Below are 22353 nucleotides of genomic sequence, written 5' to 3' on the forward strand. Positions count from 1 at the left end.
AGTATCTTTTGGTTATATGCTAATTATGTACGTTTGTGATTATCTAGCTTGACTCTATAAAAACATTGCATAGATATATTGAGGCAATGCGTTTTTTGCAGGAGCGGTTGCCCGTGAGTTGGCGGGCGTGCTTGCTGAATTTTCAGCGACTGGAACGCCGTTTTCGTCAGCAAGCTCACTCCTACAAGGGGAGGGAATGCAGCGTGGCTCAGATCACATAAAACCCGTGGGTCCCGTCGCGGCTCAATTGCTCGACCAGTCCATACTCCCAATCCAGATACGCCTGCATCGCCTCACGCGGCGCATCAGTGCCTTCATAAGGCCGGCGGTAGCGGTCAATGCGCGGGGAGGCCAGATGGCTCTCGCCGTGCTCAAGCTCAAAGCCTGCAGCCACCCAACTGGCGGTGCCATCTTTCAGCACAAACACCGGCTTGCCGGTCAGCGCTTCGACCTCCGACACGGCCAGCCGCGCGAGCATGCTGCTGCCGCAAGTGAGCACGTAACGCTCGGCCACCGGTGTGTTTTGCAGCGCGTTGGCAAGGTCGGCACGCAGTGTCCACCAGGCGCCGGGAATATGCTGCTTGACGTAGTGGGCGCTGGCAGTGAAATCCAGCACCGCCGCACCACCGTGTTCGCGCCACTCGCGTAACGTCTGCGCGCTGATCTCCTCGACCTGCGGCGCGAGCGGAGTCGGCGCGTTCCAGGCGCCTTTTTCACTGAAATCCTCTGGGCGCAGGTCGTCCACCACGAACACCTCCCAGCCCAGTTGCGCGAGCCACGAAGCAGACATGTTTGCGCGCACGCCGTCGTCATCCAGCAATACGATCCGCGCGCCGCGCACGCTGGCGTAATGGTCAGTCTCCTGCACCAGTTGGCCGCCCGGCGTCGAACGGGCACCGGGCACATGGCCGGCTTCGAATTCCTCCGGCGTGCGCACATCGAACAGGTACGTCGTTCGAGTCGTCTCGGCCTGCCAGACCGGCAAGTCCCCGCGGCTGACGCGTTTCACTCGCGCTTTGTCCGCCACGTTGCGCGCATCCGCCCGAGCGACTTCCCGGGTTGCATCACTGGCCGGCGGGAAGCGCAGGGATTTCCCATGGTCCAGGGTCTGGCCGGCCAACAGCCAGCCAATCGTGCCATTGCGCAGGGCGGAAATCGGGTTGGGCAGGCCTGCATTCACCAGCGACTGCGTGCCAATGATGCTGCGCGTACGGCCGGCGCAGTTGACGATAATTCGGGTATTCGGATCGGGTGCCAGTTCGCGCGCGCGCAGCACCAGTTCGGCGCCGGGCACACTGACACCGGAGGGAATGCTCATGGTCTGGTATTCATCGAACCGCCGCGCATCCAGCACCACCACGTCGGCCTTGGCGTCGAGCAACTGCTTGACCTCTTCGGCGGCCAGCGACGGCGTGTGGCGATGGTGCTCCACCAGTTCGCCAAACGCCTTGCTCGGCACATTGACGTCGATGAACACCTCGCCGCCGGCGTGGCGCCAGCCCTGCAATCCGCCTTCAAGCAGCTTGACGTCGATGTAACCCAGGCCCAGAAAGCGCTGTAAGGCGCGTTCGGCCAGACCCTCGCCGTTGTCGTACACCGTCACGGCGGTGTCGCGACGGGGGATGCGCGCGAGCACTTCCAGTTCCAGCTTCGACAAAGGGATGTTGGCGGCGAACAGCGGATGAGCTTCGGCGAAAGGGGCTTCTTCGCGAACATCGACCAGCGCGACTTCTTCATGGGCGAGCAGGGCGCGGCGGATGTCGGCGCAGGAACGGGTGTTATGGCTCATTGGGCTTGGTTCTCTTTGGACAGATCCCAGATGTTCGGGAGCAAGGCGTTGGAATAACCCGAGATGAACAGCTTTTCGCTGCCATCGGGCTGGTAAACGGCGCGCTTCACGGCGCCAATGTTGGCACCGTAGACATGAATGCTGACCGACACCTGATCGTCGAAGGCATTCCTGACCTGATGAATGTCGTTGCTGCGCGGCGACAAGGCCTCGACATGGCCGGGGTCCAGGCGGATCGCCGGGCCTTCCTGTTCCAATCGGCCATCGGCGCTGCGGGCGAACCCCTGGGAATACTCAGCGCCGCGCAGCATGCCGATCAAGCCCCAGACGCGGTGGTCGTGAATCGGCGTGCTCTGGCCCGGTCCCCACACAAAGCTGACGACCGAAAACCGCTGCCGTGAGTCGGCGTGCAACAGAAACTGTTGATAGCGCAGCGGATCGGGAATTGCGAACTCATCCGGCAGCCAGTCGTCATAACTGACCAGTTGCCCCAGCAGCTTGCCACCCCGGGAAAGCAGGTCTTCTTCCCCCGGATGGCTGTCGATCAGCTCGGCCAGCGCGCCGATAAACGCCCTGAGTCGTTCAGGGTGTCGGATGTGGATCATGTCGGCTCCAGACACAGAATAATGCTTAATATAAGCATAATTAAGCCGCCTAATATGCGATTCATTGATGATTAGGTTATAACCAAAACGTAGCTGATAACTGACTCACAGGTTGCTGGCCGTTCTGTGGCTAAACAGAGGCTATCCATAGCCTTCTGTGGCGATTATGATTTTTGCCTATCTTATTTCCCTTATTCCATGTGCGATCCGAATGAAAATTGATGACATCGATGCTTTCGTGGCGGTCATTCGCTGCCAGTCAATCAGCCATGCCGCTGAATCCCTGGACCTGACCCAGCCGGCCATCACGCGCCGGGTGCAGAATTTCGAGCAGGCACTGGGCGTCGAGTTGTTCGACCGTAATACCAAGCCGCTCAAGCCCACGGCAATGGGCAATCAGGTCTATCAGAAATGCCTGGCGATCCTGCGGGAAATGGACTCGTTACGCGAACTCGTTGCTAGCGACACGCCGCCCACCGGATTGCTCAGACTGGGCGTGCCGCAAACCATCGGCGACGTCGTGCTGCTGGATGCGCTGAAACACCTGCGCGGGCAATTTCCCGACCTGCGCGCCCAAGTGATTACCGGCTGGGGCAGCCACCTGATTGGCAAAATCGAGAACGGCGAACTGGACGCAGCGGCGGCGCTGTTCCCTGCGGGCAAGATCTTCCCCGAAGGCATCGTTGGCGAGTCCATCGGCAAGATGGAGCTGGTGGTGGTCTGCGCCAAGAGCGCGCTGCCGAAAAAACCGGTGAAACTGGCCGACTGCTACGCGCTGGGCTGGGTGCTCAACCCCGACGGCTGCGGTTTCCGTGCCGGGCTGCAACGCACCTTGGCTGACCAGGGGTTGAGCCTGAAGGTCAATCTGGAAACCTTCGGCACCGAGCTGCAACTGGGCCTGGTCGCCGACGGCATGGGCCTGGGTCTTGTGCCGCGTCCATTGCTGGAGCGCAGCGTCTACCGCGATTCACTGGCGGTCATGCCGCTCAAGGATTTCAAGCCGGTGATGGACCTGTGGCTGATCTACCCGCGCTTCCTCGGCAATCTGCAGGCGCCGGTGGCGTCCTTCGGTCGTGTGGTGGCGCAAGCGCTGGAGCAGGAGCGGGATGCGGCTTGAGGGCTGTGACGTGATGGTGGACGGTCTGATCAAGACACCGTTTTGACTACCAGGAAAAGTCCTCGCCATAGCACAGGCGTTACTCGGCCAAAACTGGATTCAACGCCGCAGGCGTTTGCCAGTAAATATCGGCCCAAGCGCCGCTGCCGGCTGCCAGCAACTGGCGAAGATGCTGCTCGTGGAACGCTTCGCCCAGCGAATCGACGCGAAACGTTGCAACCCACTGCTCGCGCCCCAGCTTATAGGCGCTACCGAAATCTGCCCAACTGTCGAAACAATCCTGCGCCCGCTGTGCGTTGAGCAGCAGGACACGCCAGGCGAGTTCGGGCTCGAGCCAGCGCATCAGCAATGCACAGCGGATCAGAAACGCCACCCGCGCGCAGGCGAAAGCCATGGCTGCACGGGGTTCATCTTCGGCCGTCAGCGCTTGCAGGTCGAGGCTGTACCATTGCTGTTCGAGTGTCGCACTGAAGTGCTCCCGCACCGCTTCGTCATCGAAATTGCTGCGTATTCCGGCTTGGTAGAGCAACGCTGCGCGCACGGTTGTCTGCGCTTCCTCCGTGAAGGGATCGCATGCCGGCGAGTAGAAGCCCTCGATTTCCATTGCGTCAGCCATGGGCCTGGCTAACAGTAGCGACCAGTGCTTGCACGGGCTGAACAACGATGCGCCGCCCCTTGCCCTAAATACTCGCCACAACAACCAGCCTGAAACAACCGCTGCAATACTTAAAAACATGCCGTTCTCCTTACCTTGCCCGAGCCTGCCATGCTTGGATTTCTCCGGCCAGCGGCGAGGTCATATCAGGCCACTGCACATCTTCGGTCAGGTACAGCGGGGCATCAGACGGACGCTCAACGCGTTCGCAGAATATGTGGCGAGTGGCGTACTTGACGGAAGCCGCGTGCGGGGCAGTCTGCAGGAACTGCTGTGGCTGACGTCCGGCCACCAGCCATTCGACCATGGCGGAGGGCGCATCTAGGCAATCGTACAGTTGCGGATAACAGGCTATCAGACGACTCTGAGCGGCCGGGTCGCTGACGGTTTCGATTCGCTGCCAACCGACTTCGGTGCGCACGATACCGATTGCAATGCAGTCGTCGGGCGTCTGCAGGTCGGTGCCGAGGGCATTCAGGCACTGCAGCAAGTCCTGGTAATAACGCTCGACCGGTGGCCGGTTCTGCTTGCCCTTGACCTGCTCGACGGTCAAGGTGCCGTCGGCCTGAACGATCAGGCTGATGGTGATGTGTGGCTGGCCCTGGCTGTCGCGAAAACTGAACACGCGCATGCGCCGCTGCTCCAGCGCTTCTGCGTAGCGCTCGCCGTAGCCGCCGGTCAAGGCACGACGATCAGCGAACTGGCCCAGGCAGTGGCGCATCACGTAGCTTTCAAAGGCCATTTCCGCGCGCAGCGAGGGGCTCTCGGGGCGCAGCTCCTGTAATACGTGCTCAGCGGTGGTCACCCGAGCGAGCAATGCCTCGGGGGCGCTCTTGCGCCAGCCTAGCTCGACCCGCTCCGCCATTTGCGCATGTTCTTTTTGCCACAGCGCCAGCGCCTGCGGGCAGTTGATGCGGTCGAGCTTACCGGCCAGCGCCGTGCCTTGGCGAGAGGTCAGGAACTCCACCAGCAAGGCCTCTTGAGCCAGCAGTGGCGCTTGATGCGGATCGACCCAAACCAGCGGCGGGGGTGTCTGCTGCGAATTTTTGCCGGCGTCGCTCAAATGCCTTGGCACCCATGAGGGCGGCTCGGAGCCCAGTGCTTCGGCAGCCTGCTCCAGGGTCAGGATCCGCCGCGCGGGTTCGAAATTGCCGACCAGATGACGGTAATAATGATTGAGCAACCATTTGCCCACCTCTGGCGCATCACCGCGGGCCTTGCTGCGTTCAGCAATCCCGCGCTTGAGCTGATCAGCATTGAGTGCGTTGCGCGAGGCGTAACCGGATTGTCGCGCTTGCGGTTTCACCGCCATATCTGCCACCAGGTCTTGCAGTCCGGTTTTCCAGCAGCCTCCAGCTCGGCGATGCTCTGGCGGAAAATTTCGATATTGTGCTGGTCGGCCGCGTTGTTCGGGTCACTTTGCAGGATGGAGCGCTGGTAATACGCCAAAGCTTCTTCCTTGCGGCCAAGCCCTTCAAGTACTTCTCCGGCGCAGCCCAGGAGGGATGCCTCGTCGCGTTCGTTAATGTGCGGTGCGTAGCGCAGCCACAAGCTGGTGGCCGCCTCCGGCAGACTGAACGACAAGTACAAGGCGATTTTCGTCCTTACAAACAGCTCCGAGTACTCCAAATCTTGGTCGCATACGCCGCGCTCTTCCTGCCATTGGAGAATACGCTCCAGCCAGATCAATATTTCACGGTTGCGGTCCAGGCGGTGCAGGGCACGGGTGACACCCAGCAGGTATTCTTCAGGGTCGTGGCGGCTGTAGCCATAGTCGGCTGCGTAGTGCCAAAGGCGTTCGGCAGCGTCGGCGATGCCCTCGTTGTCCTCCAGCAGAATTCGGTTTTCGAGGATGCCCTGATAATGTTCTGCGAACGAGCTGGCGGTGATGCCTCGGGAATGCAGCTCAATGGCCTGCTCATACATGCGTTGGTCGTTGTAGCGCCGGTAGTTATTTGCCAAGTTGTTGCACAGCATTGAGTACAGGTGCGCACAGGCATCGAAGCGGTGCCCGCGGCCGCTAGAGAAACATTGCTCCATTCGAGCCTGGCCGTGTTCGTAGGCAGCCTTTTGTACTTGGCTCAGCAGCGCCCAGGCGTGGTCTGCCTCATCGCTCGAGAGTTGCTCGACGTGCGTTTCGACCAGACCCTCGGTGTGGACCGCAAACCGGTAGTAGTACATACCACCGGCCAGTGGAGGTAAAGGTTGGCGCAGGGCATTGATAATGCCGAACACACTCGCGTGGGCGCTAAGCAGGCTGAAGGCGCTGCGGTTGTCCTGCATATTGCCGGCGGGGACTGCCTCGCGGAGCATGGCAAGTTCAGTGTTGGCGTCGATTCGACCGGCAATGCGTTCCCGCACCGCCAACAGGCGATTGATCCACGGGTGGTTTGGCGAGCGGCGCCTGGCTTCAGCAAGGGCCTCGGTGAAGACGTTGTCGAGCTGCCCAAGCTCGTGGCCTTTGGCATGCATGGCATCAAGCAGCGGCCCGAAGGTCGGCATCGACTCGTCACGCGACGGCAGGCCGGAAATGAACCGCTCCAGCACCGCTTGATCGTCACAGGCACGCATCACGCACAACGGCCACCATGCGGATGCATCCTCGGCATCGAGCAGGCGATCGTGTACCCAAGCAGGCGTGCCCGGCCACATTTCGTCGCGCATTTCATAAATTTCCACGAACGCACGTTGCCCGGCCTCTTCGATCTGGCCGTCCTCAAGCAGCCAAGGCAAATGGAAATCAACGAAGTTGTCACCGCCGTCGGCCCCTAAGCTCAGCGTCGCCACTTCACAGATTTTCAACGCCCCTGCCAGGTCGCCTTGGGCGTGCAGTGACCGGGCGGCCAAACGCGCCAGCCGCACTTCATATTCCCGACGTTGGGGCAGTGCCAACTCTGCGGTCAGTCGCATCACAGGTTGCTCAAACATCGCCAGGCGCAACGGTACGATTTCGATCAGCGAATCGCCCAGCCACAGCCAGTCGTTAACGTCGACATCCTGATCTTCTTTGGCTGTGCGCAAAGCGGCAACTGCCGATAGCGCGGTTTCACGCGCCTCTTCGTTACGGTCATGGACGGCCAGTACCCTGGCCCGGCGCCGGTATTGATCGGCATCGTCCCAAGCCCGCAAAGTGTGACGGCAGGGGGTGATCAGTGACAGGGTGTGGCTCACTTCGATGGCCCGGAGCGCCACATCGAGCGTTGTGTGCTGCAGATCTTCGAAGATGTGGTGGCGCCAGTACCGCTCGATGTCGAACGGCAGCGGTTCCTTGGTCAGTTGCTGCAGGCTGTCCAACGCCTGCAGCAGGCCCTGCTCGTCTTTCAAATAGTTGCCTAGTCGCAGTTGGTAGAGCAGCAGGTTGAATTTGAGTTCGTTGCGCGCATCGTCAGGCGTAACCTCGATCAAAGCTTGGCCGTCGTCGGTAAGCACCGCTCTGGCTGCTTCAGCGTCACCGGCGTTAACCCACAAAACGTGCAGACGGGTGATCGATTCCAGCGAGATCGCCTTCAGCGGCTGTGCGCGCAACTGGCCCAGTAAAAAGTCGGCGCCGTGTTCTTGATGCTCGACCTCAACACGGTCCATAAATTGATCCAGCGGGATGCCGGACAGCACGGTGCTGTTTTGCGTCATTGTTAACTCCATTTGCTAATGACCGTGCATCGCCATATGCATAACGCGCAGCGTCCTTGAGTAGGGGGCGGCGAGTCCCCGAATCGGAAACGATGACGAAAGGGGAGCGGGCGATACCGCGAGGCGCGGCACGCTACCAGTGGAGGTTTGAAAAACCAAGACTTGGGCGGGGCGGAGTCCTGTAGTTGCGGAGCAATCAGCGGGTAGACGCTGTGCATCGCACTTGAGGCGGCATCGCCTGCAAATGGCTGCTTCTGGGCGATTGCTGCTGCTGGACTCCACCGGTATGAGACGATTTAGACACGGTTGAAAGCGGGGCGGAGAACTGTCAGTAAATATTGCGGTAGGCAGTCTGATGGCACTAATGCAGCTGATAGGTCTAATTGTCAGCCGACTCCGCCTGATGAAAAGCTCAACCAGATAATAAAAAACACTAATAATTATCTTATAAGAAAATGTGATTTCTAAATGGTTTGCTCAGCGCATAGGCTACCCCGATTACGTCTGAACCAGACCACCAGGGAGTCATGCATGAGCAACGTCAGTTCTTTACCCGTTCAGTCCGGCATCAGCACCGCCATCAACGCGGGCAGCGTGCGTGACCGGGTCAGCCCGGGAGAATGGGAGGTGCGGGTGAAACTGGTGGCTGCTTACCGGATCGCCGCCCTGAAACGCTGGACCGACCACATCTACACGCACTTTTCCGCGCGGGTGCCGGGGCCTGACGAGCACTTCCTGATCAACGCCTTTGGCTTGCTGTTCGATGAGATCAAGGCGTCCAATCTGGTGAAAGTCGACATTGACGGCGCTATTGTCGATGACTCGACCGGCCTGGGCATCAACAACGCCGGCTACGTAATCCACAGCGCCATCCATGCAGCGCGGCCTGATTTACAGGCGGTGCTGCACACCCACACTCGCGACGGGATTGCCTTCTCTACGCAGAAGAACGGTGTTGCTGATCTCCCAGCATTCCCTCGGGTTCTCCGGGCGCGTGGCGTACCACGGTTACGAAGGCATCGCGCAGGACCTCGGCGAGCGTGAACGCTTGGTGGCGGACCTGGGCGACAAGAGCGTGATGATCCTGCGCAACCACGGTCTGCTCACGGCGGGGGTGAGTGTCGAGCACGGGTTTCAACAGCTGCACAACCTCGAATATGCCTGCAACATACAGACAGATTGCCGCGCAGGCCGCGGGCAATGCCGAATTGATCTTCCCGCCTGAAGAAGTGGTGAAGAGGGTGGAAGAACAGGCCAAAGTCCTGAAAAGCGGCACCGGCCCGGGCGTGACACGGCACTGGAACGCGCTGATCCGCGAACTGGATCGGCACGGGACGGATTATCAGGCGTGTTACCTAATCCTGGCGCGCCGTTACGCGGCGCGCTAGGCATGGGATGTCGATGTACCCCCAGCGCAGGCGGCGATTACGCCACTTTTTCGTTCTTGTCCTGCTCACGCCGGGCGACCAGTTCGCGCGTCAGCGGGATCAGCTTTTTGCCGTAATCGACCGCATCTTCCAGCGGATCAAAACCTCGAATCAGGAACGTCGTGATCCCCAGGTCGTAATAATCCAGCAGCGCCTCGGCCACTTGCTCTGCGGTACCCACCAACGAGGTGGAGTTGCCTTTCGCGCCGAGCAGCCCGGCAATGCCGGTCCACAAGCGTTTGTCCAGACGCGCACCTTGGGCCGCTGCTTCCAGCAAACGCCGCGAGCCTTCATTCGGCGGCTCATGTCGCTCCAATCCCGACGCTTGGGCCAGCGCCTTCGCCCGCTCAAGAATATCGTCCGCACGCGCCCAGGCCTTTTCCTCCGTCTCCGCCAGAATCGGCCGTAACGACAAACTGAAACGTACTGTCCGGCCGTGTTTTGCGGCTTCGGCCCGCACTTGCTTGACGATGTCTCTTACTTGCTCGTAGGTCTCGCCCCAGAGGGCATAGACATCGGCATGCTTACCGGCGACTTCCAGCGCAGCCTGAGAGGCACCCCCGAAATACAGCGGAATGTGAGGCTGCTGCGGCGACTTGACCAACGAATGAGCGCCCTCGAACCGGTAGTAATCACCCTGATGATCGAACGGCTTGTCGGCCGTCCATTCCTGGCGCACCACGCCGAGGTACTCGTCCGTGCGGGCGTAACGCTCATCCTTGCCAATGAAACTGCCGTCAGCGCGCAGCTCCTGATCGTCCCCGCCGGTAATGATGTGCACCGCAATACGCCCGCCAGTGAACACATCCAGCGTAGCGAATTGCCGAGCGGCGACGGTGGGGGAAATAAAGCCCGGACGATGGGCCACGAGAAACTTCAACGTACGCGTAACACTCGCCGCATAAGACGCCACGAACGCACTGTCCGGGCTGTTGGAATGGTAGGCAACCAGTGCCCGATCAAACCCCGCCTCTTCATGGGCTCGGGCGACTTTCTCCACGTACTCAGGCTGAACGGCCGGCCCGCTGCGGGGATGAATTTCCGATCCGGGCTGGGTAGCGATATAACCGATGAACTCGACGCTCATGACAACTCCTTGCACTGATGGGCAAACCGACGCGAGAGGACACGCGGGAGCAAGTCAGCAACATAGGGGCAAGCGGAGGGTCTGTGAAATTCGATTTGGCGCTAAGCTAATTATAAAAAAAATGCATTTAGCGGAAAGGTAAGATCAGGGAATCTTTTATAAAGTGGAAGTATCACTGCCAGTTCAGAGTGACGCGGAGCGCCAAGGGATGCATTCCCTCGCAGAGCGTGGGAACGATCAATTTGCGGCACCCGCACTGGCCTCCTCCTGGCTAAAGCCGGTCCTACAAAATGAGCGCAGTCAGTAGGACCGGCGACGCTCCCTGTAGGACCGGCTTTAGCCGGGAAGCCGTTGATCTGCTCCACGCTTTGATCTTCATACATAAATATCCCAGACACCGCAGAACGCGACTTGGGTGCAGGCCGAACGCAGACGACGCGCAGTGGGCCGAGCGGCATGGATGCCGCGAGAGCGCCGTCAGGACATGGATGTCCGTTCGGCGCGGGCCCACGGAGCGTCGTCGGAGTGAGGGAACCCGACGAAGTCGGGCCAAACCGAGAGCAGGCACTTTTGGTTACTTTTAGTGCTTTTTAAAAGTAACTCGCCGAAGGCGAAACAGAGGCCGTTAGGCTGACGCCTTTGATCTTGGCGTCATAAGCCACGCCGCATGACGACCGGGGACAGATTAATTTACGGTGAAGCGCTGTAAATAAATCAGTCCCCTCAATGCTCTCAGGCGGACGCTCTTGATGTTGATCCGGATAGCTTCAGATCAATGCTTGGACTCAGACTGCGACATCGCCAACAACTGCTTCTCCTGATTCCAGTCGAACGGCTCCTCGTTCTCCATCGCCTCAAACCGACGCTCCTCCAGCGCCGTATACAAATCAATCTCATCGTCCGGCATGAAATGCAGACAATCGCCGGCGAAAAACCACAACAAATCCCGCGGCACCAAATGAGCAATCTGCGGATAACGCTGAATCACCTGACACAACAAATCCTGCCCCAGATACTGACTCTCGATCGGATCAGCCGGCAACAGCGTCAGCAACTCATCGTAACGCTCCAGAAACAGCGCATGACTTTCTTCGGGGACCTGCTCGGCCTCTCCCAGCGCGACCAGGATGCCGCGCAAATGCAACAGCTGATTCATGATGTGGTCGAGATTGGCGTCGGCCATGATGAAGCCCTCAGAGACAAAAACAGGCGCGGGAGTATAGATCCCCCCGCCGCCTGCGGCTATCTCAATGCCACAACCCGGCCAGATACCGATGGCCTGCCTCAGTCAGGGCCAGGTGGGCAAAAGTGCGGTCGGGACTGGGCAGACGGGTGACGAAGCCCATCATCAGAAGGGTTTGCAAGGTTTGTGTCGGCTTACCGCTGGAAAGATCCTCCCCCGAGGCAATTTCAGAGAGCAGGCAGCGGTGGGTCAGGCGTTGGTCAATCATGGTGCGTCCCCTTGGGTTTTTCTTGTTGTTACCAAGGAGTGTAGGACAATTAGCCAGAGCGGTGTATGTAGACGTAAGTCGCGGGCTGCGATTTGTAGGGAGCGATTCGCTTGCCTGGGAATGACGGCGGGTCAGCCAACCGTATGTTGCTGACCCGCCGCGATCGCGAGCAAGCTCACGCCTACAGGGTACGCCGTGGTTAGCGTGTTTTGCCTTCGGTGGCGACCAGCGCTTCCTTATCAAAATCATCCACGTCGATCACTTTGCGGCGTGCCGCCTCTGCCGCACGCAGGGTCTGCGCTTCCGCCGCCTGCAGCACGCCCGCATTGAGCGCGGCTTCGATCAGATGCTCACCCCCCGCCGGCTTGACCTGACCGCTTTTCACCGCTTGATGGAGTTTGCTGCGGATAGCCTTGGCGCCGCTGAGCAAGTCGCTCGCGTGCTGCAATGCGCCGACCGGATCTTCTGCGTCAGTCGGGCGATAGCAACCGGCAAGCACTGATTCCAACGCCGGATCGCCTTTGGCGCGGCCAAGGATTTCCGCCACCTGGGCATCGAGCCTGTCCGAAGGCCCTTTGTGACGACGGCCTAACGGGAACACGATCACTCGCAGCAATCCACCGAGAATGCGGTTCGGGAAATTGCTCAGCAGCTCATCCAGCGCGCGCTCCGACTCACCCAGCGCTTCTTCCATGGACCAGCAAAACAGCGGCGCCAGCGCTTCAGGGTAATCCAGATCGTGGTAACGCTTGAGGGCGGCGGACGCCAGGTACATGTGGCTCAGCACATCGCCCAGCCGCGCCGACAGACGCTCGCGGCGTTTCAGCTCGCCGCCCAGCAACATCATGCTCAGATCAGCCAGCATCGCGAACGCCGCCGCCTGACGGTTCAGCGCGCGGAAATAACCTTGACTCAGCCGGTCGCCCGGCACGCTTTCGAAATGCCCAAGGCCCAGGTTCAACACCAGCGTACTGGCCGCGTTACGCACGGCGAAACCAATGTGTTGCATCAGCAGGCCGTCGAATTCCACCACCGCCCGGTCATGATCCTGACGACCGGCGAGGGCCATTTCCTTCAGCACGAACGGATGGCAACGAATGGCGCCCTGACCAAAGATCATCAAGTTGCGCGACAGAATGTTCGCGCCTTCCACGGTGATGAAGATCGGCGCGCCTTGCCACGAGCGACCCAGGTAATTGTTCGGGCCCATGATGATGCCCTTGCCGCCATGCACATCCATGGCGTGGGTGATGCACTCACGGCCGCGCTCGGTCAGGTGGTATTTCAGAATCGCCGAGAGCACCGAAGGCTTCTCGCCCAGGTCCACCGCATTGGCGGTCAGGATGCGCGCGCTGTCCATCAGCCAGGCGTTGCCGCCGATGCGCGCGAGGGATTCCTGAATCCCTTCGAACGCTGCCAACGGTACGTTGAACTGCTCGCGCACCTGGGTGTACTGGCCGGTGACCAGGCTGGTGAACTTCGCAGCGCCGGTACCGACTGCAGGCAGAGAAATCGAACGCCCGACCGACAGGCAATTCATCAGCATCATCCAGCCTTTGCCGAGCATGGCCTGGCCGCCGATCAAGTACTCCAGCGGAATGAACACGTCCTTGCCCGAGTTCGGGCCGTTCATGAACGCCGCGCCCAGTGGCACATGACGACGACCGATTTCCACACCGGCGGTGTCGGTTGGAATCAGCGCCAGGCTGATGCCCAGGTCTGTTTCGTCACCGAGCAGATGCTCAGGGTCGTAGGCCTTGAAGGCGAGGCCGAGCAGGGTGGCGACAGGGCCCAGGGTGATGTAGCGCTTTTCCCAGTTCAGGCGCAGGCCGATGACTTCCTCACCTTCCCACTGGCCCTTGCAGATGATCCCGGTGTCGGGCATCGCCCCTGCGTCGGAGCCGGCCAGCGGTCCGGTCAGGGCGAAGCACGGGATCTCGTCGCCTCGGGCCAGGCGTGGCAAGTAGTGATTCCGCTGCTCGTCGGTGCCGTAATGCAGCAGGAGCTCTGCCGGGCCCAGTGAATTGGGCACCATCACGGTGGAGGCCAGATCGCCGCTGCGGGTCGCCAGCTTCATCGCCACTTGCGAGTGGGCGTAGGCCGAGAAGCCTTTGCCGCCGTATTCCTTCGGAATGATCAGCGCGAAGAAGCCATGTTCTTTTATATGCACCCAGGCTTGCGGCGGCAGGTCCATGGCCTGACCGACTTCCCAGTCGCTGACCATGGCACAGAGTTCTTCGGTCGGGCCGTCAAGGAAGGCCTGCTCTTCGTCGGTCAGTTTGCTCTTTGGATAGCTGAGCAGCGTGTTCCAGTCCGGACGGCCGCTGAACAGCTCGCCATCCCACCACACCGTGCCGGCGTCGATGGCGTCGCGCTCGGTGGCGGACATCGGCGGCAGCACTTTCTGAAACCACGAGAACATCGGCGCACTGAAGTGCTTGCGGCGCAGGTCCGGCAACGCCAGCAGCAACGCGACGCCCAGCCACAACACCCATGGAATGACCATCCAGCCATGGGCATGGCTGAACGCGCCCATTGCCAGCAGGTACACCGCGACGATGCCCAGGGCCGGGAAGGGTGCAACCCTGCGATGGGCCAGCCAGGCCACGCCAACCACCAACACTACGATCCACAGCAACAACATAAACAGCCCTCCATGATGACGGCGCGATAAGCGCAACCGGCTGCGCAGTCGACCGCTCTGGCCCGCGCATCGATAGTGACCCCGTGCTACCAACGGAGTTCGGGGGCTGGCCGATGCGCAGGAAGTTGTGGCTTGAACACCCGCATCCCGGAGTAGACTGTGGCCCGCCGCAAACGCCACTCATCGCTCGTTGACCACACGGAGAATGACAACATGTTGAAGATCTGGGGCCGCAAGAACTCGTCCAATGTGCGCAAGGCATTGTGGATCGCCGAGGAACTGGGGCTCGATTACGAGTCGCTGAATGCCGGCGGCGCTTTCGGTATCAACGATCAGCCCGAGTACCTGGCGAAGAACCCCAAAGGCGTGGTGCCGATGATCGAAGACGGCGAGTTCGTGCTGTGGGAATCCAACACCATCGTTCGCTATCTGGCGGCGCAATACGCGCCTGACTCGTCTCTCTATCCCGGCAACCCCAAGCTACGTGCCCAGGCTGAGAAATGGATGGACTGGACCACCTCGACGCTGGCCGGTCCTTTCCGTCCGGTCTTCTGGGGCGTATTGCGTACCCCCGCCGAGCAGCAGGACTGGACGCAGATCAATGCGGCTAAAGCCGAAGTCGAGCGCCTGCTGGTCATCGTCGATGCAGCCCTGGCGCGTCAGCCGTATCTTTCGGGCGATGAATTCGGCGTGGGCGACATCCCCCTCGGCTGCTTCGCTTATCCCTGGTTCGAAATGCCGATTGAACGTCGCGAGCTGCCCCACCTCAAAGCCTGGTACGAACGTTTGCAACAGCGTCCGGCGTATCGAAAGGCCGTCATGACCGCGCTGACCTGAGTTCAGCCCGTGTCGAGTTAATACTGACTATCAATCGATGTCGCTGTACTTGGGCGGCATCGGGACGCAACATTGCGGCCACTGCATTTGAAGTGATGTGTTGCGCCTGACATTCCGGCTGCGCGGCGCCGTCAATGTCAGCGCCCCCTGTGATCGGCCATATCGGCCCGGCAACTGCACGTTCGCATTCGTTTATCTTCCTTTTCATTTTATTGGTGTGTGTTCAGTCATGAGTTCAGCTCTGTCCATCCGGCAGCTAACCAAGACCTACGGCAACGGTTTCCAGGCCCTCAAGGGCATTGATCTGGACGTCGCCGAGGGTGATTTCTTCGCATTGCTCGGCCCCAATGGCGCCGGCAAATCCACCACCATCGGGATCATGTCGACGCTGGTCAACAAAACCAGCGGCACCGTGAACATCTTCGGCCACGACCTTGATCGCAACCCGGCGCAGCTCAAGCGCTCGATCGGCGTGGTGCCGCAGGAATTCAATTTTAATCAGTTCGAGAAGACCTTCGACATTGTCGTGACCCAGGCGGGCTACTACGGCATTCCGCCGAAGATCGCCAAGGAACGCGCCGAGCAGTACCTGACCCAGCTGGGTTTGTGGGACAAGCGCGACTCGCCGTCACGTTCGTTGTCCGGCGGCATGAAGCGCCGTCTGATGATCGCTCGCGCGTTGATCCACGAGCCGCGTCTGTTGATCCTCGACGAGCCTACTGCGGGCGTTGATATCGAGCTGCGCCGTTCGATGTGGACTTTCCTCACCGAGCTGAACGAGAAGGGCATCACCATCATCCTCACTACGCATTACCTGGAGGAGGCTGAGCAGCTGTGCCGCAACATCGGCATCATCGACCACGGCACGATCATCGAAAACACCAGCATGAAGACGCTGCTCAACAAGCTGCACGTCGAGACCTTCCTGCTGGACCTTCGCGACCCGCTGCAGGCCGCGCCTCAGCTCAATGGCTACCCGGTGAAGCGGGTGGATAACCAGACACTTGAGGTGCAGGTCGACAAGACCATCGGCATCACGTCGCTGTTTAGCCAGCTGTCGCTGCAGAACATTCAGGTGTTGAGCCTGCGCAATAAAACCAATCGCCTTGAGGAGCTGTTCGTGGGTCTGGTCGAGAAGAATCTGGCGAAGGTGGCGATATGAGCTCGGAGCTGCGCCCCAACCTGATCGCCCTGAACACCATCGTTTATCGTGAGGTCCGGCGCTTCATGCGGATCTGGCCGCAGACCCTGCTGCCGCCGGCGATCACCATGGTTCTGTACTTCGTGATCTTCGGCAACCTGATCGGCCGGCAGATCGGCGACATGGGTGGCTTCACCTACATGCAGTACATCGTGCCCGGGCTGATCATGATGTCGGTGATCACCAACTCCTACGGCAACGTGGTCTCGAGCTTCTTCGGCGCCAAGTTCCAGCGTTCGGTTGAAGAGTTGATGGTTTCGCCGGTGTCGCCCCACACCATCCTGATCGGTTACACCATCGGCGGCGTACTGCGCGGGCTGGCGGTGGGGGTGATTGTCACGATGCTGTCGATGTTTTTCACCGATTTGCAGGTGCATCACCTGGGGATCACGATCATTGTGGTGCTGCTGACCGCGACGATTTTCTCCCTGCTGGGCTTCATCAACGCCGTCTTTGCGCGCAATTTCGATGATATTTCCATCATCCCGACTTTTGTGCTGACGCCGTTGACCTATCTGGGCGGGGTGTTCTACTCGATCAACCTGCTGCCGCCGTTCTGGCAGACCGTGTCGCTTGCCAACCCGGTGCTGCACATGGTCAACGCCTTCCGCTTCGGCATTCTCGGTGTGTCGGACATCAAGATCAGCATCGCCCTGGCGTTCATGGTCGTCGCGACCATCGTGCTGTACCTGGGCTGCGCGCGGCTGCTGGTGAGCGGACGCGGGATGCGTCAGTAACTCGCCGCATACTGTGGGAGTGGGCATTTCACTCCCACATGGTGAGTTCCAATGTGGGAGCAAGCTCACTCCCAGATGTTTTGTTGTGTCCTTGCTATCGGCGTTTAGCCTTGCGACGCCGCCACTGCCGTCCGACCCACCAGCGCCAATACGCCATCGTCCCGAAATACCCCGCCACGCCCAGCACAATCCCCGCCACTACCGATCCCAGCAAAAACGGCTGCCACAAGGTCGACAGCTGTCCGCTGATCCAGCCCCAACTCAGTTCGTCCGGGAAATGCCGTGGCGGCAAGCCCATCAACAGCGCGCCGATTTTATAGGTGCAATAGAACACCGGCGGCATCGTCAGCGGGTTGGTCAGCCAGCACAGACTGACAGCGATCGGCATGTTGGCCCGCATCCAGATCGCCAGCACAGCGGCCAGCAGCATCTGCAACGGCATCGGCATCAAGGCGGCGAACAGCCCGATCCCCATTGCGCGCGCCACGGAGTGTCGATTGAGGTGCCAGAGGTTGGGGTCGTGCAGAAGGGCGCCAAGAAAGCGTAAGGATTTGTGTTCCCGGATGCTGTTCGGATCGGGCATGTACCGCTTGATCAGGTGGCGTGGCATACGGGAATCCGGCGAGGTGGGCGGGAAATTCGGGGAAGTATGCACGGATAGGCGCAAACGCAAATTCAGACTTTGTGACAATTAATAAACGCGAGGGCCCGGGCATCAGCTAAGCCATTGAAGTCGATTTCGGCCGCAGACAAGGAAAGCCTCATGCGCACAGGGATGCTCGCGCTTGCACTCGGATTGCTGACGTTGCGTTTTTTGCCCGCATTACCGCCGGTCTGGTTGCTGCTGATGATGCCAGTGGTCGCGCTGATGCTGCTGCCGTTTCGCACCTACCCGCTGGCGTTTTACCTGTTCGGCCTGACATGGGCCTGTGTCTCGGCCTCGTCCGCGCTGGACGATCGGCTGGCCGAGCGCCTCGACGGGCAGACACTCTGGCTGGAAGGACGCGTCGTCGGCCTGCCCCAGACCCTCGACGGCGTGGTGCGGTTTCAGCTGGAGGATCCGGTTTCACGGCGCGCGCGGCTGCCGGAGCAGATCCGCGTTGGCTGGTACGGCGGTCCGCCGATCAGCAGCGGCGAGCGCTGGCGTCTGGCCGTCAAACTCAAGCGGCCGGGCGGGCTGGTCAATCCCGGCGCGTTTGATTACCAGGCATGGCTGCTGGCCCAGCGCATTGGCGCCACCGGCACCGTGGTGGACGGCCAGCTGCTTGAGCCGGCGCGGGACAACTGGCGCGACGGGATTCGCCAGCGCCTGCTCAGTGTGGATGCTCGGGGCCGACAGGGCGGGTTGGCCGCCCTGGTGTTGGGCGACGATTCCGGACTGAGCGCCGCCGATTGGCAAGTCCTTCAGGACACCGGCACCGTTCACCTATTGGTCATTTCCGGGACGCACATCGGCTTACTCGCCGGTTTGCTTTACGGCCTCGTCGCAGGACTGGCTCGATGGGGGGTATGGCCGCCGTTTCTGCCCTGGCTGCCCTCGGCCTGCATCGCGGCGTTCGCGGGGGCGCTGGCGTACGGCGTGCTGACAGGTTTTGAAGTGCCGGTCCAGCGGGCCGTCATCATGCTGGGTCTGGTGCTGCTGTGGCGTCTGCGCTTCCGTCATCTGGGCACCACGTGGCCGCTGTTGCTGGCGCTGAATCTGGTGCTGATCGCCGAGCCGCTCATCACGCTACGCCCCGGCTTTTGGCTGTCGTTCCTGGCGGTCGGTATCTTGATGCTGATTTTCAGCGGGCGACTCGGGCGGTGGAGCTGGTTGCAAAGCTGGACCCGCGCACAATGGCTGATCGCGTTGGGCCTGTTGCCGGTGCTGCTGGCGCTGAGCCTGCCGGTGAGCGTGAGCGGCCCGGTCGTCAATCTGCTCGCGGTGCCGTGGGTGAGCGTGCTGATTTTGCCCCTGGCGTTGATTGGTACGCTGCTACTGGCGATTCCGCCACTGGGGGAAAGCCTGCTGTGGCTGGCAGGCGGCGCAATGGACGGGCTGTTTCGCTGGCTGACGTTCATGGCCGGTCTCGCTCCCGCCTGGACCGGTCCGCAGGTGCCGATGTGGGTCTGGCCGCTGAGCCTGCTCGGCGCTTTGCTGCTGTTGCTGCCCAAAGGCCTGCCGATGCGCCCGTTGGGCTGGCCCCTGCTGTTGCTGTGCATCTTCCCGCCGCAGAAATCCGTGCCCGTCGGGCAAGTCGACGTGCTGCAGCTGGACGTGGGGCAGGGCCTCGCCATTCTACTGCGTACCCGCGACCACGCATTGCTGTATGACGCGGGGCCGCGCTTCGGTGATTTCGATATCGGCGAGCGCGTGGTATTGCCGGCCATTCGGCGCGCCGGAATCAGACGGCTTGATACGCTGCTGCTCAGTCATGCCGATTCCGACCATGCCGGTGGTGCCGCCGCCGTTCGCAAAGGCCTGCCGGTTGCACGGGTGCTGGCGGGTGACGTAGGGCGCATGCCTGCCGAGTTGTCGGCCGAGTCCTGTCGTAACGGGGAAACATGGACGTGGGATGAAGTCATTTTCTCCACCTGGATATGGGAGCAAGCCGCCGAAGGCAACCAGGCCTCCTGCGTGCTGAGCGTCGAGGCCAATGGCGAGCGGCTGTTGCTCACCGGAGATATCGACGTGGCGGCAGAACGCGCGATGCTCGACGACGGCTTCGACGTCAGCGCCCACTGGCTTCAGTCCCCTCACCACGGCAGCCGCAGTTCTTCGTCACGGGCGTTTCTGCGCGCGGTGGGTGCACGCGGTGTGCTGATTTCCCGAGGCCGCAATAATGCGTTCGGTCATCCCCATCCGCTGGTGATGTCGCGTTACGCGTGGTCCGCCATGGAGGTTCACGACAGTGCCGTGCTGGGTGCCATCACCTTGCAACTGGGCGCCTACGAAGACGCCCGGGCTGAACGCAGGACACGACGCTTCTGGCGTGACTGAAGGGAGGGTTATTCATCGACACGTTCGGCGAGGCGCTGACGCTATGTTAGAGTGGCGCCACTTTTTTTCAGGGGGTGGTCGCTGTGTGGGAGCTGGTCAAATCAGGTGGCTGGATGATGCTACCGATCATTTTGAGTTCCATTGCCGCCGTCGGAATCATCATTGAACGCCTCTGGACCCTGCGCGCGAGCCGCATCACGCCGCCGCATTTGCTCGGTCAGGTGTGGCGCTGGATTCAGGACAAACAGCTGAGCGCCGAAAAGCTCAAGGAGCTGCGCGCCGACTCGCCGCTGGGTGAAATCCTCGCCGCCGGTCTGGCCAATTCCCGCCATGGTCGCGAGATCATGAAGGAGTGCATCGAGGAAGCCGCGGCCCGGGTCATTCACGAGCTGGAACGCTATCTGGCAACACTCGGCACCATCGCTGCCATGGCGCCGTTGCTGGGTCTGCTGGGGACGGTGCTCGGCATGATCGACATCTTCAGCTCGTTCACCAGCAGCGGCATGACCGGTAACGCCGGTATGCTCGCCAGCGGTATCTCCAAGGCGCTGATCTGTACGGCCTCGGGCCTGACCGTTGCGATTCCCGCCATCTTCTTTCACCGCTATCTGCAAAGCCGCGTCGATGAGCTGGTGGTCGGCATGGAACAGGAAGCCATCAAGCTGGTGGAAGTCGTGCAGGGCGATCGTGACGTCGATCTCACCGACGCCAAGCCGGACCTCAAGGCTGCCGCGCGTGGCGAGGGCAAGAAGAAGTGAAATTCCGCCGTCGCAAGCCCAGGGAGACCATCGACATCAATCTGGTGTCGCTGATCGACGTGGTGTTCATCCTGCTGCTGTTCTTCGTCGTGACCACTACGTTCACCCGGGAAACTCAGCTGCGCGTCGACCTGCCCCAGGCGGTGACCGGCGCTTCAGCCGATGACGTCGACAAAAAACACCTCGACATCACCATCAACGCCGATGGCGTTTATTCGGTGAACAACACGCTGCTGGGTGACAGCAAGCTGGAAACCCTCATCGATGCCCTGCAAAAGGAATCCGAGGGCGACACCAGTCTGCCGCTGTCGATCAGCGCTGACGGCAAGACCCCCCATCAGGCGGTGATTACCGCCATGGACGCCGCCGGCAAACTCGGTTTCGCTCATTTGCGCATGACCACGGTCGAGGCCGCATCGGCTAACTGATGGCATTCACCGACCGACTGCTCGACGCCTGGTACAACGGCCATCCGGCGCTGGTGCTGCTGCGCCCGCTCGAATGCCTGTACCGGCGCGTGGTGAACGGCAAACGCGCGCGTTTTCTCGCCGGGCAGGGCAGCATTTATAAAGCGCCTGTTCCGGTCGTGGTCGTCGGCAATATCACCATTGGCGGCACCGGCAAGACGCCGCTGATTCTGTGGATGATCGACCATTGCCGGGCCCGCGGGCTGCGCGTCGGTGTGGTCAGTCGCGGTTACGGCGCCAAACCGCCAAGCCTGCCTTGGCGCGTGCTGCCGCAACAGGCCGCTGCGCACGCGGGCGATGAACCGCTGCTGATCGTCAATCGCACTGGCGTGCCGCTGATGATCGACCCGGACCGCTCGCAGGCCGTGCGCGCCTTGCTGGCTGAAGAGCCCCTCGATCTCATTCTCTCGGACGACGGCCTGCAGCACTATCGCCTGAACCGCGACCTCGAACTGGTGCTGATCGATGCCGTCCGCGGCCTTGGCAATCGCCGTTGCCTGCCGGCGGGGCCGCTGCGCGAACCGGTCGAGCGGCTGCAAAGCGTGGATGCGCTGCTGTACAACGGCGCGGGCTCCGAACGCGAAGACGGCTTCGGGTTTCAACTCAAGCCCTCGGCGCTGGTCAACCTGGTCAGCGGTGAACGCCGGCCGGTCGATCATTTCCCGCCGGGGCAGCAGGTCCACGCGGTGGCCGGTATCGGTAATCCGCAACGTTTCTTCAACACCCTCGAAGGACTACACTGGCGGCCTGTTCCACATGCGTTCGCCGACCACGCCGTGTTCAGCGCCCAGGCCCTGTCGTTTACCCCGGCATTGCCCGTGGTCATGACCGAGAAGGACGCCGTCAAATGCGCGTCCTTTGCTGCGTCGGACTGGTGGTACCTGGCCGTGGAAGCCGTGCCTTCGCCGGCGTTCGTCAGTTGGTTTGATTCGCAGTTAACCCGTCTTTTGCCATGACTCGCTCAGGAT

18 protein-coding genes and 1 pseudogene are annotated in these 22353 nt (G+C 61.0%); 9 read left to right on the forward strand and 10 right to left on the reverse strand.

Annotated elements, in window-relative coordinates; genetic code table 11:
- Positions 1 to 208 precede the first annotated feature (208 nt).
- Together SLW74_RS09335 and SLW74_RS09340 are read right to left on the reverse strand one after the other, a co-directional pair.
- A complete protein-coding gene (locus SLW74_RS09335; protein ID WP_410928689.1) occupies positions 209 to 1789 on the reverse strand; it encodes a rhodanese-related sulfurtransferase in 1581 nt (526 codons plus the stop codon).
- Positions 1786 to 2394 carry a cysteine dioxygenase gene (locus SLW74_RS09340; RefSeq protein ID WP_410928690.1) on the reverse strand — a complete coding sequence of 203 codons (609 nt, stop codon included), beginning with the start codon at positions 2392 to 2394 and terminating at the stop codon, positions 1786 to 1788. The genes SLW74_RS09335 and SLW74_RS09340 overlap by 4 nt, the downstream gene beginning before the upstream one ends.
- A gap of 211 nt (positions 2395 to 2605) precedes the next feature.
- On the opposite strand from SLW74_RS09340, the gene SLW74_RS09345 reads away from it, so the two are divergent.
- Positions 2606 to 3511 carry a LysR family transcriptional regulator gene (locus SLW74_RS09345; protein WP_410928691.1) on the forward strand — a complete coding sequence of 302 codons (906 nt, stop codon included), beginning with the start codon at positions 2606 to 2608 and terminating at the stop codon, positions 3509 to 3511.
- A 79-nt stretch (positions 3512 to 3590) separates the two neighbouring features.
- Here SLW74_RS09345 and SLW74_RS09350 read toward each other — a convergent pair whose 3' ends face one another.
- The 3 genes from SLW74_RS09350 to SLW74_RS09360 form a co-directional block, all read right to left on the reverse strand.
- Positions 3591 to 4115, reverse strand: coding sequence for a DUF1266 domain-containing protein (locus tag SLW74_RS09350; protein ID WP_244160423.1), 525 nt, complete (start codon positions 4113 to 4115; stop codon positions 3591 to 3593).
- Positions 4116 to 4257: 142 nt separating this feature from the next.
- On the reverse strand, positions 4258 to 5478 hold the full coding sequence (locus SLW74_RS09355) for a hypothetical protein (protein WP_410928692.1): 1221 nt from the start codon (positions 5476 to 5478) through the stop codon (positions 4258 to 4260).
- Positions 5469 to 7796: a hypothetical protein gene (locus SLW74_RS09360; protein ID WP_410928693.1), complete on the reverse strand. Its 2328-nt coding sequence runs from the start codon at positions 7794 to 7796 to the stop codon at positions 5469 to 5471. Before SLW74_RS09360 ends, SLW74_RS09355 begins: the two co-directional genes overlap by 10 nt.
- A 531-nt stretch (positions 7797 to 8327) precedes the next feature.
- Between SLW74_RS09360 and SLW74_RS09365 the strand changes: the two are divergent.
- Positions 8328 to 9184, forward strand: a pseudogene (locus tag SLW74_RS09365) (class II aldolase/adducin family protein).
- 37 nt (positions 9185 to 9221) lie between these two features.
- Here the strand turns inward: SLW74_RS09365 and SLW74_RS09370 are convergent.
- From SLW74_RS09370 to SLW74_RS09385, 4 genes are all read right to left on the reverse strand, one after another.
- Complete coding sequence (locus SLW74_RS09370; RefSeq protein WP_410928694.1) at positions 9222 to 10310, reverse strand: LLM class flavin-dependent oxidoreductase; 1089 nt, start codon at positions 10308 to 10310, stop codon at positions 9222 to 9224.
- 772 nt (positions 10311 to 11082) lie between these two features.
- Complete coding sequence (locus SLW74_RS09375) at positions 11083 to 11493, reverse strand: PA2817 family protein (protein ID WP_065993096.1); 411 nt, start codon at positions 11491 to 11493, stop codon at positions 11083 to 11085.
- A 64-nt stretch (positions 11494 to 11557) separates the two neighbouring features.
- Positions 11558 to 11761: a hypothetical protein gene (locus SLW74_RS09380; protein WP_074888180.1), complete on the reverse strand. Its 204-nt coding sequence runs from the start codon at positions 11759 to 11761 to the stop codon at positions 11558 to 11560.
- Between the two features lie 199 nt (positions 11762 to 11960).
- Complete coding sequence (locus tag SLW74_RS09385) at positions 11961 to 14405, reverse strand: acyl-CoA dehydrogenase (protein WP_410928695.1); 2445 nt, start codon at positions 14403 to 14405, stop codon at positions 11961 to 11963.
- Positions 14406 to 14618: 213 nt separating this feature from the next.
- Between SLW74_RS09385 and SLW74_RS09390 the strand changes: the two genes are divergently transcribed.
- The 3 genes from SLW74_RS09390 (at position 14619) to SLW74_RS09400 (ending at position 17180) form a co-directional block, all read left to right on the forward strand.
- A complete protein-coding gene (locus SLW74_RS09390) occupies positions 14619 to 15242 on the forward strand; it encodes a glutathione S-transferase family protein (protein WP_410928696.1) in 624 nt (207 codons plus the stop codon).
- A gap of 229 nt (positions 15243 to 15471) precedes the next feature.
- Positions 15472 to 16404 carry an ABC transporter ATP-binding protein gene (locus SLW74_RS09395; RefSeq protein WP_065993102.1) on the forward strand — a complete coding sequence of 311 codons (933 nt, stop codon included), beginning with the start codon at positions 15472 to 15474 and terminating at the stop codon, positions 16402 to 16404.
- Positions 16401 to 17180, forward strand: coding sequence for an ABC transporter permease (locus SLW74_RS09400; RefSeq protein ID WP_065993104.1), 780 nt, complete (start codon positions 16401 to 16403; stop codon positions 17178 to 17180). Before SLW74_RS09395 ends, SLW74_RS09400 begins: the two co-directional genes overlap by 4 nt.
- A gap of 94 nt (positions 17181 to 17274) precedes the next feature.
- On the opposite strand, the gene SLW74_RS09405 is transcribed toward SLW74_RS09400, so the two are convergent.
- Positions 17275 to 17790 carry a DUF2062 domain-containing protein gene (locus tag SLW74_RS09405; protein WP_410928697.1) on the reverse strand — a complete coding sequence of 172 codons (516 nt, stop codon included), beginning with the start codon at positions 17788 to 17790 and terminating at the stop codon, positions 17275 to 17277.
- Between the two features lie 153 nt (positions 17791 to 17943).
- Here SLW74_RS09405 and SLW74_RS09410 point away from each other — a divergent pair, with 153 nt between their 5' ends.
- The 4 genes from SLW74_RS09410 to lpxK all read left to right on the forward strand — a co-directional run bounded on the left by SLW74_RS09410 (position 17944) and on the right by lpxK (position 22341).
- Positions 17944 to 20160 (forward strand): DNA internalization-related competence protein ComEC/Rec2, encoded by a 2217-nt coding sequence (locus tag SLW74_RS09410; protein ID WP_410928698.1) that lies wholly within the window; start codon positions 17944 to 17946, stop codon positions 20158 to 20160.
- Between the two features lie 83 nt (positions 20161 to 20243).
- Positions 20244 to 20918 carry a MotA/TolQ/ExbB proton channel family protein gene (locus tag SLW74_RS09415; RefSeq protein WP_410928699.1) on the forward strand — a complete coding sequence of 225 codons (675 nt, stop codon included), beginning with the start codon at positions 20244 to 20246 and terminating at the stop codon, positions 20916 to 20918.
- Entirely contained in the window at positions 20915 to 21346 is a 432-nt protein-coding gene (locus tag SLW74_RS09420; RefSeq protein WP_065993112.1) for an ExbD/TolR family protein, read from the forward strand. Before SLW74_RS09415 ends, SLW74_RS09420 begins: the two co-directional genes overlap by 4 nt.
- Complete coding sequence (gene lpxK / locus SLW74_RS09425) at positions 21346 to 22341, forward strand: tetraacyldisaccharide 4'-kinase (protein WP_410928700.1); 996 nt, start codon at positions 21346 to 21348, stop codon at positions 22339 to 22341. The genes SLW74_RS09420 and lpxK overlap by 1 nt, the downstream gene beginning before the upstream one ends.
- The last annotated feature ends 12 nt before the right edge of the window (positions 22342 to 22353 follow it).

The organism is Pseudomonas sp. W5-36 (assembly GCF_046540455.1).
Taxonomy (GTDB): Bacteria; Pseudomonadota; Gammaproteobacteria; order Pseudomonadales; family Pseudomonadaceae; genus Aquipseudomonas; species Aquipseudomonas graminis_B.

Bases quoted from the DNA above. Each gene is read 5' to 3' on its own strand.
- lpxK (WP_410928700.1), top strand. From the start codon at position 21,346: ATGGCATTCACCGACCGACTGCTCGACGCCTGGTACAACGGCCATCCG.
- SLW74_RS09370 (WP_410928694.1), bottom strand. From the start codon at position 10,310: ATGAGCGTCGAGTTCATCGGTTATATCGCTACCCAGCCCGGATCGGAA.
- SLW74_RS09380 (WP_074888180.1), bottom strand. From the start codon at position 11,761: ATGATTGACCAACGCCTGACCCACCGCTGCCTGCTCTCTGAAATTGCC.
- SLW74_RS09335 (WP_410928689.1), bottom strand. From the start codon at position 1,789: ATGAGCCATAACACCCGTTCCTGCGCCGACATCCGCCGCGCCCTGCTC.
- SLW74_RS09385 (WP_410928695.1), bottom strand. From the start codon at position 14,405: ATGTTGTTGCTGTGGATCGTAGTGTTGGTGGTTGGCGTGGCCTGGCTG.
- SLW74_RS09410 (WP_410928698.1), top strand. From the start codon at position 17,944: ATGCGCACAGGGATGCTCGCGCTTGCACTCGGATTGCTGACGTTGCGT.
- SLW74_RS09360 (WP_410928693.1), bottom strand. From the start codon at position 7,796: ATGACGCAAAACAGCACCGTGCTGTCCGGCATCCCGCTGGATCAATTT.
- SLW74_RS09390 (WP_410928696.1), top strand. From the start codon at position 14,619: ATGTTGAAGATCTGGGGCCGCAAGAACTCGTCCAATGTGCGCAAGGCA.
- SLW74_RS09400 (WP_065993104.1), top strand. From the start codon at position 16,401: ATGAGCTCGGAGCTGCGCCCCAACCTGATCGCCCTGAACACCATCGTT.
- SLW74_RS09345 (WP_410928691.1), top strand. From the start codon at position 2,606: ATGAAAATTGATGACATCGATGCTTTCGTGGCGGTCATTCGCTGCCAG.
- SLW74_RS09355 (WP_410928692.1), bottom strand. From the start codon at position 5,478: ATGGCGGTGAAACCGCAAGCGCGACAATCCGGTTACGCCTCGCGCAAC.
- SLW74_RS09375 (WP_065993096.1), bottom strand. From the start codon at position 11,493: ATGGCCGACGCCAATCTCGACCACATCATGAATCAGCTGTTGCATTTG.
- SLW74_RS09405 (WP_410928697.1), bottom strand. From the start codon at position 17,790: ATGCCACGCCACCTGATCAAGCGGTACATGCCCGATCCGAACAGCATC.
- SLW74_RS09350 (WP_244160423.1), bottom strand. From the start codon at position 4,115: ATGGAAATCGAGGGCTTCTACTCGCCGGCATGCGATCCCTTCACGGAG.
- SLW74_RS09340 (WP_410928690.1), bottom strand. From the start codon at position 2,394: ATGATCCACATCCGACACCCTGAACGACTCAGGGCGTTTATCGGCGCG.
- SLW74_RS09395 (WP_065993102.1), top strand. From the start codon at position 15,472: ATGAGTTCAGCTCTGTCCATCCGGCAGCTAACCAAGACCTACGGCAAC.